At 63.5% G+C, this 13632-nt stretch carries 9 protein-coding genes; 7 read left to right on the top strand and 2 right to left on the bottom strand.

Going from position 1 to position 13632, the window contains the following annotated elements; translation table 11 throughout:
• Window positions 1–642 (top strand): TetR/AcrR family transcriptional regulator (locus H7225_RS14405; RefSeq protein WP_290662996.1); only part of this gene is annotated, 642 nt, incomplete at its 5' end.
• An 11-nt stretch (window positions 643–653) separates the two neighbouring features.
• On the opposite strand, the gene metE is transcribed toward H7225_RS14405, so the two are convergent.
• On the bottom strand, window positions 654–3038 hold the full coding sequence (gene metE, locus H7225_RS14400) for a 5-methyltetrahydropteroyltriglutamate--homocysteine S-methyltransferase (RefSeq protein ID WP_290662994.1): 2385 nt from the start codon (window positions 3036–3038) through the stop codon (window positions 654–656).
• Between the two features lie 311 nt (window positions 3039–3349).
• Between metE and H7225_RS14395 the strand changes: the two genes are divergently transcribed.
• Window positions 3350–3712 (top strand): hypothetical protein, encoded by a 363-nt coding sequence (locus H7225_RS14395; RefSeq protein WP_290662992.1) that lies wholly within the window; start codon window positions 3350–3352, stop codon window positions 3710–3712.
• Between the two features lie 35 nt (window positions 3713–3747).
• On the opposite strand, the gene H7225_RS14390 is transcribed toward H7225_RS14395, so the two are convergent.
• Window positions 3748–4392 carry a L,D-transpeptidase gene (locus H7225_RS14390; protein ID WP_290662990.1) on the bottom strand — a complete coding sequence of 215 codons (645 nt, stop codon included), beginning with the start codon at window positions 4390–4392 and terminating at the stop codon, window positions 3748–3750.
• 103 nt (window positions 4393–4495) lie between these two features.
• Between H7225_RS14390 and glgB the strand changes: the two genes are divergently transcribed.
• The 5 genes from glgB to H7225_RS14365 all read left to right on the top strand — a co-directional run.
• Window positions 4496–6400, top strand: a complete 1905-nt coding sequence (glgB, locus tag H7225_RS14385) for a 1,4-alpha-glucan branching protein GlgB (protein ID WP_290662998.1) — start codon at window positions 4496–4498, stop codon at window positions 6398–6400.
• Window positions 6384–8438 carry an alpha-1,4-glucan--maltose-1-phosphate maltosyltransferase gene (locus H7225_RS14380; RefSeq protein WP_290662988.1) on the top strand — a complete coding sequence of 685 codons (2055 nt, stop codon included), beginning with the start codon at window positions 6384–6386 and terminating at the stop codon, window positions 8436–8438. Before glgB ends, H7225_RS14380 begins: the two co-directional genes overlap by 17 nt.
• A 10-nt stretch (window positions 8439–8448) precedes the next feature.
• Window positions 8449–11793 carry a maltose alpha-D-glucosyltransferase gene (gene treS, locus H7225_RS14375; RefSeq protein ID WP_290662986.1) on the top strand — a complete coding sequence of 1115 codons (3345 nt, stop codon included), beginning with the start codon at window positions 8449–8451 and terminating at the stop codon, window positions 11791–11793.
• A 12-nt stretch (window positions 11794–11805) separates the two neighbouring features.
• A complete protein-coding gene (locus H7225_RS14370) occupies window positions 11806–12489 on the top strand; it encodes a hypothetical protein (RefSeq protein WP_290662984.1) in 684 nt (227 codons plus the stop codon).
• A gap of 7 nt (window positions 12490–12496) precedes the next feature.
• On the top strand, window positions 12497–13632 hold a 1136-nt coding region (locus tag H7225_RS14365; RefSeq protein WP_290662982.1), incomplete at its 3' end, for a glycoside hydrolase 100 family protein.

Here is a 13632-nt window from a genome sequence, read left to right as displayed (position 1 = left end):
GCCGCCGCCAAGAAAGTCGCTTGCAAGGGCGCCGGCCGCCCACGCGCCGACGAAGTCGAGGCCCGGCTGGAGAACCTCAAGCACACGGCCGGCCGCCTCTTCCTCGACAAAGGCTTCGGCAGCGTCAGTTTGGAGATGATTGCCCGTGAAGCGCGCGTGGCCGTGCGCACCATCTACATCAAGTTCGGCGGCAAGAACGGTTTGCTGAGCGCCCTGCTGCAAGACAAGCGCGCCCAGTTCTTCACCGGCATTGATCTGGACAAGGACCAGCGCCCCATCCGCGAGGTGCTCGACGATTTCTCGGCGCGGCTCTACAGCCTGTTGACGTCGCCCGAGGCCATGGCGCTGCAGCGCATGCTCGCCGCCGAGGCACGCGGCAATCCCGAAGTGGTCGAGACCTTTTTCGCCATGGGCCCGAACGTCACGCGCGACGCCATTGCGCGCTTCCTGAAACGCCCCGACGTGCGCGCCCAGTTGCTGGACGACCTGCCCGAAGACCAGTTGCCCGTGCACCTGATCAACTGCGTGCTGGGCGACCAGCTCTCACGCGTGTTGCGCGGTCAGCAAGAGGGCACGCCAGAGCAATGTACCGAGGCCCGGCTCAAGCGCATGGCGCTTTTCTACCGCAGCGTGCTGCGCTGACAGCTGCCCCATCAGGCCGCTTGACCGCAGTCGTTGCAGCCCGTGCCATGAACATGGCTTGAGGCGGCCTGCTTGAAAGCCGCCTCCCCGCGCGGCACCACGCGCAGCCAGGCTTCATCGCCCTGCTCGCCAAGCTTGAGGCGCAGCGCCTTGGCCGCCTTGACCATGTTGGACAAGGCCGCTTCGGTCTCGATCCAGCCCCGCGTCTTCAAACCGCAGTCAGGATTGACCCACAAGCGTTGCGGCGGAATCACCTCACAGGCGCGCTCCAGCAGCTTCTGCATGGCGTCCACGCCCGGCACACGCGGCGAGTGGATGTCGTACACGCCCGGCCCGATCTCGTTGGGGTAGTCAAAAGCCCCAAAACCATCCAGCAACTCCATGGCCGAGCGCGAGGTCTCGATGGTGATCACATCGGCGTCCATGGCCGCGATGGACGGCAGGATGTCGTTGAACTCGGCGTAGCACATGTGGGTGTGGATCTGGGTTTCATCCTTCACGCTGGCAGCCGTGATCTTGAAGGCGCGCACGGCCCATTCCAGGTAGGCGGCCCAGTCGCGCTGGCGCAAGGGCAGGCCTTCGCGGATGGCGGGCTCGTCGATCTGGATCACCTTGATGCCGGCCTTCTCCAAGTCAGACACTTCTTCGCGGATGGCCAGGGCCAGTTGCAGGGCGGTGGTCTCGCGGGGTTGGTCGTCACGCACGAAGGACCATTGCAGCATCGTCACGGGGCCGGTGAGCATGCCCTTCATGAGGCGGTCGGTGAGCGACTGGGCGTAGCGCGTGGTCTCGACCGTCATGGGTTCAGGGCGGAACACATCGCCGTAGATGATGGGCGGCTTGACGCAGCGTGAGCCATAGCTTTGCACCCAGCCGTTCTCGGTGAAGGCATAGCCCCACAGTTGCTCGCCGAAGTACTCGACCATGTCGTTGCGTTCGGCCTCGCCATGCACCAGCACGTCCAGGCCCAGCTCTTCCTGCTTGCGCACGGCCAGCTCGATCTCGCTGCGGATGCGTTGCAGGTAGTCCAGGGCGTTCAGCTCGCCACGCTTGTAGGCGGCCCGCGTCTGGCGGATGGACGCTGTCTGAGGGAAGGAGCCGATGGTGGTGGTGGGCAACGGCGGCAGTTGCAAGGCCTGGCGCTGCTTCTTGATGCGCTGAGCAAAGGGGCTGGCGCGGTGGACCATGCTGGTGGTCACGGCCGCCAAGCGCTTTTGCACCAGGGGGTTGAGCACGCGTTGGGACAGGCGGCGCGACGCTTGCGCGGCATCGGAGGCAGCCAGCTCGGCGGCCATGGCGGCTTCGCCCTGGTTCAGGGCTTGGCCCAGCACGTTCAACTCGCCCAGCTTCTCGGTGGCAAAGGCCAGCCAGGACTTGATCTCGGCATCCAGCTTCGACTCACTGGCCAATGACACCGGCGTGTGCAGCAAGGAGCACGATGGCGCCACCCAGAGGCGGTCGCCCAGCTCGGCTTGCAGCGGCTGCAACAGGGTGAGCACGCGGCGCAAGTCGGTGCGCCAGATGTTGCGGCCATCGATCACGCCCACCGACAGCACCGCCTCCTTGGGCAGCACCTGGCGCCAGGCATCAAGCTGCTGCGGCGCCCGCACCAGGTCGATGTGGAAGCCTTGCACTGGCAAATGCGCGGCCAACACGGCATGGTCGGCGGCCGTGTCGAAGTAAGTGGCCAACAAGAGCTTGACGCCCGTGCCGGCCAGGTCGGCATACGCCGGTGCATAAGCCGCGCGCCAGTTGGCGCCCAGGTCCAGGCACAGCGCGGGCTCGTCGATCTGCACCCAGCCAACGCCGAGGTCGGCCAGGCGGGTGAGGATGCGCTGGTAGGCGGCCACGATCTTGGGCAACAGGCTGAGGCGGTCAAAGCCGGCCACGTGCGACTTGGACAACCACAGGTAGGTGATCGGGCCGATCAACACCGGCTTGACGGCCAGGCCTTGCGCGAGGGCTTCGCCGATGTCGTCGAACAGCCAGTCCACGCCGCCGTCAAAGGTGGTTTGTGCGTCCAGCTCGGGGACCAGGTAGTGGTAGTTGGTGTCGAACCATTTGGTCATCTCCATCGCGGGCTGGGCCTGGTTGCCGCGCGCCAGCTCAAAGTACTGGCTCAGGCTCAGTTGCCGGGCATCGAAGCCAAAGCGCGTCGGCAAGGACCCGAGCAAGGCGGAGGTCGACAGCATCTGGTCGTACCAGGCGAAATCACCCACGGCCACGCTGTTCAGACCCGCATCCTTCTGCGCCTGCCAGTGGCGCTGGCGAAGCTGCACACCCACTTGGCGCAAAGCGGCATCGTCGGACTCGCCACGCCAGAACGATTCTTGCGCGAACTTGAGCTCGCGGTGGGCGCCAACGCGCGGGAAACCAAGGATGTGAGTGCGGGCCATGGAATCTCTCTGAAAAATGAGTGGGGATGCCTCGCAGTCTGCGCAAATGACCAATTTGAATCAAGCGACATGTTTTCACAATGAGTTGAATTTCATTCATGTATCACTTGCCGCTAGGTTCAGGCGGCCAGATCGGTCGATCGTGCTGCAGCATTTGCTGGTCAGGTTGGTCGGTGGCTCAACGACCAGGTCAAGCGGCCCTGCTTGCCCAAAGGCGCGTTGGGAACACCCATTGCCACAGCACAGGGGCCACGGACCAACTTGTTCGAGGAATCCCGCCCCCACGGGCATTCAACTTCTGAGGAAACATCATGAGCAAACTGAGCAAAGGCTTGACCATCACCGCCGTGACCGCCGCTTTGGCAGGAGGCATTGGCTTCGCTTACGCGCAATCGTCAGGTCAGGGCGACGCCGGCGCCACTGACTCTACCGGCACGATGAGCACCCCGCCAACCACCGGCATGAGCAACGATGGGACCACGAACGGCACAACCACCAATCGCCTGAACCGCGGCCCTGCTGGCACCAACGGCACGGTCAATAGGACCGGTGGCAGCGCCAACGATGGCCTGAACAACATGCCCGCGACCGGCGCTGGCACCAACACTGGCACCAACGAAACGACCGCACCCGTCATGAGCCCTGAACGCCCACCCCGCGCAGACCGCAACTAATCCAGGTGTGGTTTGGTTGTAGCCAACAAACCGGGTCACGAGCCCGGTTTGTTGGTTTTCAAGGCACTGAACACCTCACGTGCTGACCGGGTTTCGGGCATCACGTACACCACACCTCGGCGCCCCCGGAAAGCCGGGTTCACCACGGTGTTGAAGAAAGCCACCGGAACGTTGATGCAGCCGTAGGAGATTCGGTTGTCGGCCGGGGTGGCTGTGGCCAAACGCTGCAGACGGCGCTCCTTCGGGTTGGTCGCACGCACCCGGTGCATCGAGACCGCAGCGTCATAGTCGACCCAGAAAATATCCTCACCTTGCGCGTTGCGCCCCGCCTCGACGACAAAGCGACCGGCTGGCGTGGTTCGCTCTGAAGCGCGGATATCTTCGATCTTGCGTTTGCCAATGCCAGGGACTGAGTCATCGCCACGGGCACTGCCCAGCAAGACGGGCGACGACGCAAGCATCGCTCCAGTGGCTTCAAACACAAACAGCCTGGCCTGCACCTTGTCGAGGATGGCAAAGGGTTGCCCACGGCTGTCGTTCGTCCGCGTCACCGAAGTGGCCAACTCCTGAACGGGGGCAGAAACCTTTTCAAAGGACCAGGCCGACAAGGTAAAAGTTGCACACGCCATGCCCAACAACAGGGGCCCCAGGGCCGCAGCGGATCGATGGATCTGAATCATGGGCAACCTGGGAGTTGAAAACAAACTACCAGAGCAACTGCCGCGCCTGCTCAACCGGAGGCGGGCACGTGGATTGCCGCACGTCTTCAGAATCAAGCGAACCATGGCGCAGAGGCACAACGTGTTGACCGACCAAGACCTGTACCTGTTTGGCGAAGGCACTCATGCCAGGCTGCATGACAAGATGGGTTGCCACCTGCGGCATGAGCAGGAGGGCGCAAAGTTTCGCGTCTGGGCGCCCAATGCGACCAGCGTGTCCGTCATTGGCGACTGGAACCACTGGGACGCCCAGGCCGATCCCTTGACCGCCCGCCACGACCACAGTGGCGTGTGGGAGGGGGCGGCCGCCCAAGCCCGCCATGGTCAGGCGTACAAATACCGCGTCCATGGCTTGGGTGGACACCATGTGGCGGACAAGGCCGACCCGTTCGCGGTATACGCGGAAGTCTCGCCCGCCCAAGGATCGCGCGTGTGGTCGCTGCAATACGCCTGGAGCGACGAAGCCTGGATGGGCGAGCGGCACCGACGCAACAGCCTGGACGCGCCCATGTCGATTTACGAATTTCACGCGGGCTCGTGGCGGCGCGGCCAAGACCCGGTGAACTACCGCGACTTGGCGCACTCCTTGGCCGACTACGTTGAACAGATAGGCTTCACGCACGTGGAGCTGATGCCCATCACGGAACATCCCTTCTATGGATCATGGGGCTACCAGACCACCGGCTACTTCGCCCCCACTTCTCGCTACGGCACCCCACAAGACTTCATGTACTTCGTGGACCACTTGCACCAGCGGGGCATTGGCGTGATCCTGGACTGGGTGCCTTCGCACTTCCCCACCGACGAACACGGCCTGCATTACTTTGATGGCACCCACCTGTTCGAACATGCCGACCCGCGCCAAGGCTTTCACCCGGAGTGGAGTTCCAGCATCTTCAACTACGGGCGTGGTGAGGTGCGCAGCTTCCTGATCTCTTCGGCCATTTTCTGGCTGGAGAAGTACCACATCGATGGCCTGCGCGTGGACGCTGTGGCCTCCATGCTTTACCTGGACTACGCCCGCAAGGATGGCGAGTGGATCCCCAACCAGCATGGTGGCAAGGAGAACCTGGAAGCCGTCGATTTCTTGCGCAAGCTCAACGAGGCCGTCTACCGCGAACATCCCGACGTGGTCACCATCGCAGAAGAATCAACCGCCTGGCCGATGGTGTCTCGGCCCACTTCGATGGGCGGCCTGGGCTTTGGCATGAAGTGGAACATGGGCTGGATGCACGACACCTTGGCCTTTATGCACCAAGACCCCATTCACCGCAAGCACCACCTGGGCAAGCTGACTTTCTCGCTGGTGTATGCCTTCAACGAGAACTTCGTGCTGCCTTTGTCGCACGACGAGGTGGTGCATGGCAAAGGGTCACTGTTGGGCAAGATGCCGGGCGACCCATGGCAGCGCTTCGCCAATCTGCGCGCCATGTACGGCCTGATGTGGACACACCCGGGCAAGAAGTTGATGTTCATGGGCGGTGAGTTCGCGCAGGAGCGTGAATGGACGCACGAGGGCCAACTCGATTGGGGATTGATCGATCAGCCCGAGCACCAAGGCATCCAGCGTTTGATCACCGAGTTGAACCGCGTCTACCGCGGCGAGCCGGCGTTGCACCAGATCGACTTCACCGACGCGGGGTTTGAGTGGATCGAAGGCAATGACATGAGTGCCACGGTGGTGGTCTTTCTGCGCAAAGGCCAGCCAGGAACCGCCCCCTTGCTGGTGGCGGTGAACCTGACCCCCTTGCCGCGCGAGCACTACCAGGTGGGGGTGCCCACCGCAGGCCATTGGCGCGAGATTTTCAACAGCGATGCCCAGGAGTTTGGCGGCTCGGGTTGGGGCAACCTGGGCGGGGCAGACACCCAGCCTGAAGAGTCGCACGGCCGGCCTCACTCGCTGCAACTGATCTTGCCGCCCCTGTCCACCATCATCCTCAAACTGGAGGCGCATGGCCACGCCCTCTAGCAAGCGCCCCGCCCCAACGGACCTGATCCCCAACGAGGAAGACCGACAACGTGCGGTGATCGACGCGGTGCTGCCAGCGGTCGACGCCGGCCGCTTCGCTGTCAAGGCCATCGCGGGTGAGCCCATGCGCATCCAGGCCAACTGCTTCACCGATGGGCACGATGTGTTGCGCGTGATGCTGCTGTGGCGGCCCGAAGCTCAGGCCACCATGCAGGAAGTGGAGATGGCACTCGACAGCAATGACGAGTGGTTCGCCAGCTTCACCCCCGAGGCACCCGGCCGCTACTTCTACAGCGTGGCGGCCTGGGTCGATCATTTCGAATCATGGCGCCACGAGTTGACGCGCCGAGTCGATGAGGAGGACATCCGCATCGCCGCGCTGGTGGGGGCCGATTTGATCGACGATGCCGCCAAGCGCGCCAAGGCCACCGACCAGACCGAACTCATGGCCTGGGCCAGGCAACTGCGCCAAAGCGGTGGCGAGGCTCAAGCGCTCAAAGCCCTGGCCTTGGACGAGGCACGGGCGGCCGTGGCGCGCCGCCATCCCGACCGCCAACTGGCCACGCAGTTCCCCATCGAGTTGCCCCTGGTGGCCGACCGCGAACGCGCCCGCTTCAGCACCTGGTACGAACTCTTCCCCCGCTCAACCTCGTCCGAACCCGGCCAGCACGGCAGCTTCAAGGATGTGGAACAACGCCTGCCTTACGTCGCAGAGATGGGTTTTGACGTGCTGTACTTTCCGCCCATCCACCCCATCGGCCGCGAGAAGCGCAAAGGCCGCAACAACGCCCTGACCACTGAGCCCGGCGATGTGGGCAGCCCCTGGGCCATCGGCGCTTTAGAAGGTGGACACAAAGATGTGCTGCCCGAGCTGGGCACCATGGAGGACTTCCGATCCCTGGTCAGCAAGGCCAAGGACTTGGGCCTGGAGATCGCCCTGGACATCGCCTTCCAGTGCGCCCCTGATCACCCTGAGGTCAAGGCCCACCCCGAATGGTTCCGCTGGCGGCCCGATGGCACCGTGCAATACGCCGAGAACCCGCCCAAGAAATACCAGGACATCTACCCCTTCAACTTCGAGACCTACGACTGGCGCGCCCTGTGGCAAGAACTCAAAAGCGTGTTCGACCACTGGATCGCCCAAGGTGTGACCATCTTCCGTGTCGACAACCCGCACACCAAGGCCTTCCCTTTCTGGGAATGGGCCATCACCGCCATCAAGCGTGAACACCCCGAGGTGCTCTTCCTGGCCGAGGCCTTCACACGGCCCAAGGTCATGCACCGCCTGGCCAAGCTGGGCTATTCGCAGTCGTACACCTACTTCACCTGGCGCCACACCAAGCAGGAGTTGACCGAATACTTCACCGAGCTGTCGCAAGGCCCCGGCAAGGACTACTTCCGCCCCAATGTGTGGCCCAACACGCCCGACATCCTGAGCGAGCACCTGCATGCCGGCGGGCGCCCCATCTTTGCGCTGCGCCTGGTGCTGGCCGCCACCTTGTCGTCCAGCTATGGCCTCTATGGCCCGGCCTACGAACTGCTGGACAACGTGCCCCGCAGCAATGGCAGTGAGGAATACCTCAACTCCGAAAAGTACCAGTTGCGCCATTGGGGCGACTGGGATGTCGCCAGACCCGACAGCCTGGCCCAGTTCATCGCCAAGGTCAACGCGATCCGCCGCGCCAACCCGGCCCTGCAGTCCAACGACAGCCTGCGCTTCTTCAGCACCGACAACGACCAGCTCATCGCTTATTCGAAGCAGACGGACAAGCAAACGGCGGATGGCGACAACCTCATCCTGAGCATCGTCAACCTGGACCCGCACAACCCCCAGTCGGGCTGGGTCACCCTGGACGCCGAAGCCTTGAAGCTCAGCCCCACCTCCCACTACGAAGTGCACGACCTGCTCAGCGACCAACGCTTCACCTGGCAGGGTTTGCGCAACTTCGTCATACTGGATCCGAGGCAAACGCCAGCCCATGTCTTCCGCTTGCGAAAGCGGGTGCAGGACGAACGCCACTTCGACAACTTCGCCTGAGAGCGCGACGATGAACGCACCGCGAACACCGCACCTGGAAGAAGCCGAACAAGGCGCCACCACGCCGGTGACGGATGCCGCCCTTTGGTACAAAGACGCGGTCATCTACCAGCTCAACGTCAAGGCCTTTTTTGATTCCAACGACGATGGCGTGGGTGATTTCAAAGGCGTGGCCGCCAAGCTGGACTACGTGAAAGACCTGGGCGTCAACACCCTCTGGCTGATGCCCTTCTACCCCTCGCCCTTGCGCGACGATGGCTACGACATCTCTGGCTACGACGACATCCACCCGCAGTACGGCACGCTGGACGACTTCAAGCTGATGCTGGCCGAGGCGCACAAGCGCGACCTCAAGGTCATCACCGAGCTGGTCATCAACCACACCTCCGACCTGCACCCCTGGTTCATGGCCGCTCGCAAAGCGCCACCCGGCTCGCCCGAGCGCGACTTCTACGTGTGGAGCGACACCGACCAGAAATACCTTGGCACCCGCATCATCTTCACCGACACCGAGTCCTCGAACTGGACCTGGGACCCGATCGCCAAGGCCTATTACTGGCACCGCTTTTTCAGCCACCAGCCCGACCTCAACTTCGACAACCCGCTGGTGTTGGAGGCCATCTTCAAGACCATGCGCTTCTGGCTGGACATGGGCGTAGACGGCTTCCGCCTGGATGCCATCCCCTACCTGATCGAGCGCGACGGCACCAACAACGAGAACCTGCCCGAGACGCACAACATCATCAAGCAGCTGCGCGCCGCCATTGACGCCAGCTACCAAAATCGATTCCTGCTGGCCGAGGCCAACCAGTGGCCCGAGGATGTGCGCGAGTACTTCGGCGATGGTGACGAGTGCCACGCGGCCTACCACTTCCCCTTGATGCCGCGCATCTACATGGCCATTGCGCAAGAGGATCGCTTCCCGGTGACCGAGATCATGCAGCAGACGCCGGACATCCCCGACAGCTGCCAGTGGGCGATTTTTTTGCGCAACCACGACGAGCTCACGCTGGAGATGGTGACCAGCAAAGAGCGCGACTACATGTACAACACCTACGCGGCCGACCCGCGTGCGCGCATCAACCTGGGCATCCGGCGCAGACTGGCGCCCCTGATGGAAAACAACATCGACACCATCAAGCTGATGAACAGCCTGCTGCTGTCGATGCGCGGCTCGCCCATCATCTATTACGGCGATGAGCTGGGCATGGGTGACAACGTCTTCATTGGCGACCGCAACGGCGTGCGCACCCCGATGCAGTGGAGCCCCGACCGCAACGCCGGCTTCTCGCGCGCCGACCCGCAGCGCCTGTACCTGCCGCCCATCATGGACGCCGTCTACGGCTACCAGGCCGTCAATGTCGAATCGCAGATGCGCGATCCATCATCGCTGCTCAACTGGATGCGCCGCATGTTGGCCGTGCGCCAGACCAGCCAAGCCTTTGGCCGCGGCGAGCTCAACTTCCTCAAGCCCGGCAACCGCAAGGTGCTGGCCTACATGCGCGAGCATGGCGAGGACACCATCCTGTGCGTGGCCAACCTCAGCCGATCGGCCCAGCCGGTCGAACTTGATTTGTCGCGCTTCAAAGGCCGCGTGCCGGTCGAGATGCTGGGCCGCACCGCCTTTCCGCCCGTCGGCGACCTGCCCTACTTGCTGACCATCCCCGCGCATGGTTTCTACTGGTTCAAACTGAGCACCGACGTCAGCGTGCCCAGTTGGCACCAGGACCGCACGCCCACCGAAGAGCTGCCCGTGCTGGTGCTGTTCGATGGTTGGCTCAGCCTGTTCCGCGACCAGGTCGTGCCCTGGCGCATTGGCCTGGCCATCAAGACCCGCGCCCAGTTTGAGAACCAGATGCTGCCCCGCTACATCGAGACCCAGCGCTGGTACGCCGCCAAAGGCGCGGCCATCAAAAGCGCGGGCATCGTTGATTGCGCCGTGTGGGAAGCGGGCCGCCACAGCTGGCTGCTGACCATTGTCGACATCGACGGTGCTGGCCAGGACGGCTCCGCCTACTTCCTGCCCCTGGCCATGGCCTGGGAGGACAAGGACGAAGAGCGCATGCGCGGCCTGGCCGTGTCCGCCGTGGCGCGGGTGCGCCAGCAAGCCAGTGTGGGCCTGATGGCCGATGCTTTTGCCGACGAGGTTTTCTGCCGCGCTCTGCTGCAGGCCATCGCCACCAACCAAACCTTGGATACGGACAAAGGCCAGCTCCACTTCCGTGCCACCGACCTGTTCAACACGCTGGTCGGCGATGAGCTCAAAGCCCTGCCCATTGGCAAGCCGCAAGCGCAAAGCAGCAACACCATCGTCACCGTGAACGAACGGCTGTTCCTCAAAGGCTACCGCCGCATCCGCGTTGGCGTGAACCCGGAAGTGGAAATCGGCCGCTTCCTGACCCAGGTCGTCAAGTTCCCGAACTGCGTGCCCGTGGCCGGTGCGCTGGAGTACACCGCCAACGGCGGCACCGTCATGACCTTGTTCATTGTGCAAGCCTATGTGCCCAACCAGGGCGATGGCTGGACCTACACCACCGGCTACCTGCAGCGCCACCTGGAGATGCGCCGCACCAGCCTGGAGTCCGTGCCCGAAGGCGTGCATGGCGCCTACCTGGCCCTGGTCGCCACCCTGGGCTTGCGAACCGCGCAACTGCACCGAGCTTTCGCCCAACGCACCGGCAACCCGGCCTTCGAGCCCGAACCGCTGACCGCCGCTGACCTGCACGCCTACCGCCAACACATCAGCGCCGATGCCCAAGCCGCACTCGCCTTGCTGCAAAGCAAGCTGAGCCACCTGGACAGCCCTGAGGTGCAACAAGAAGCCCAGCAAGTGCTCGCTGCCCGCGACCAGATCCAGCAGTGCATCCAACACTTCACCACCGACACACCCCGCGCCCTCAAGACCCGCTTCCATGGCGACTACCACCTCGCCCAGGTCTTGCTCACCAAGAACGATTTCGTCATCATCGACTTCGAAGGCGAACCGGGCCGCAGCTTCGCCGAGCGTCGCATCAAACAATCGCCCTTGCGCGATGTGGCCGGCATGCTGCGATCCTTCAGCTACGCCCGTCTGAGCGCACTGCGCGCCTCGGCCGTGAACGATGAAGAGCTGAGCACACTGGCGCCCTTCGCGGCCGAATGGGAAGCCCAGGCTCGACGCGCCTTCCTCACCGCCTATGCCCAAGCCAACCGGGGCGCGGGCCTGCACGACACCCTGCAGTCCGGCCAAGGTTTGTTAGGTTTGTTCGAACTTGAGAAAGCGCTGTACGAACTGCGCTACGAGCTGAACAATCGCCCAGATTGGGTGCGCATCCCGCTGCAGGGCATCCTCAGCATCCTTCAGGTGCCCAGCTAGGAGAACGAATCCATGGACAGAGTCGACGTGTACCTCGAACCCGTGAGGGCCTTCATGCACGAGCTGGGGGCTTTCCTGCCCCGGTTGGGCGTGGCCCTGGTGGTCATGCTGCTGGGCATCCTGCTGGCCAAGGCCGCGCGCTTCGCCATCCAGCGCGGCCTGCGCGCCATCAACTTCCACATCCTGACCAAACGCTCGGGCATGGACAATTTCCTGAAAAGAGGCGGCACCCTGATCGACACGGTGGATCTGTTCGGCCTCCTCGCTTATTGGCTCGTCATCTTGATCGCGCTGGTGGTGGCCTTCAACGGCCTGGGCCTGACCCACGTGACCGAATTGCTGGGCCGCGTGATGTGGTTCGTGCCCAAGGTCATCGTGGCGTTGCTGATCCTGGCCTTTGGCGCCTACTTCGCGCGCTTCGTGGCCAATGCCGTCTACACCTACTGCGAGAACGCCGGCATCCACGATGGCGATTCCCTGTCCCGGCTGGCCCGATACGCCATCATGGCCTTTGTGGTGATGATCGCGTTGGACCAGATGGAAGTGGGCGGCACCATCATTCGAGATGCCTTCCTCATCGTGCTGGGCGGCGTCGTGCTGGCCATTGCTTTGGCGTTTGGGCTGGGCGGGAGAGAATGGGCGGCGGCCCGCCTGGAAGAATGGTGGCCCACCAAGCAGCGTGACAGGATTCCCTGAGCAACCCATGAACAGCCCTTGTCTGGATGAAGACACCCTGGTGAACCGCTGCACCCGCGAGTCACTGGATTTGCTGCGGCGCAACCTCACACCGCGCGGCATCCTCGCGGCCAGCCGCACCGAGGCCGCCGAAGCACGCAGCTACACCCGCGTGTTTGGCCGCGACGCCGCCATCTGCGTGCTGGCCATGGCCGGCAGCGGCGATGCGGTGCTGGAGCAAGGCGCGGTGGCCAGCCTGGATTCGCTGGCCGATTTGCAAGCCCGCAACGGCCAGATCCCCAAGTACGTGGACCCCGAAGGCCAGGACGCCGACTTCTGGTACCTGGGCTGCATCGACGCCACCTTGTGGTGGCTGATCGCCGTGGACCACGTGCGCCGCCATGGCCAGGTACAGGGCATGGCCGAGCGCTGGCAACCCCAAGTGGCGCTCGCCATCAACTGGCTGATGGCGCAAGAACACCAGAAGTTCTTCTTGCTGCAGCAAAACGAGGCCAGCGACTGGGCCGACATCATGCCGCGCTCGGGCTTCGTGCTGTACACCAACGCCTTGTGGTACCGCGTCAAGCTGCTGTTCGAGCTGCCCCGCCTGGCAGAGACGCACTACCACTTCAACCACCTGTTCCACCCCTTCAAGCGCGACCTGCCCGAGTACCGCCGTGGTCGCCTGCTGAGCCACTACGCGCGGCGCGGTCAGCGCAACCCGGGCCTGTACCTCAGCTTTGTGAACCTGTCTTTCGTGGGCGACGAGGGCGATGTGTTTGGCAACATCCTGGCCGTGCTGTATGGCCTGGCGGGTGATTCAATGGCGCAAGAGGTGGTGAAGACGCTGCAGACGGCCGAAGTGGCCAACCCCTACCCGGTGCGCGCCGTGACCACGCCCATTGACGCCGACCACGAGCTGTGGCGCGCCTACATGGGCCGCCACAATCAAAACCACCCGCACCAGTACCACAACGGCGGCATCTGGCCTTTCATCGGTGGCTTCTGGGCGCTGACGCTGGCCGGTTTGGGCAAGAAGGCGCTGGCCGAGCAGGAACTGGCCAAGCTCGCCCATGTCAACAGCCTGGACGATTGGCGCTTCACCGAGTGGTTCCATGGGCAGACGCTCAAGCCGATTGGCATGGCGGGGCAGAGCTGGAATGC

Source organism: Aquabacterium sp. (assembly GCF_014378415.1).
Classification (GTDB): Bacteria; Pseudomonadota; Gammaproteobacteria; order Burkholderiales; family Burkholderiaceae_C; genus Aquabacterium.
The sequence above is the reverse complement of the archived record's forward strand: the minus strand, read 5'-3'. Positions and strand labels throughout refer to the sequence as shown.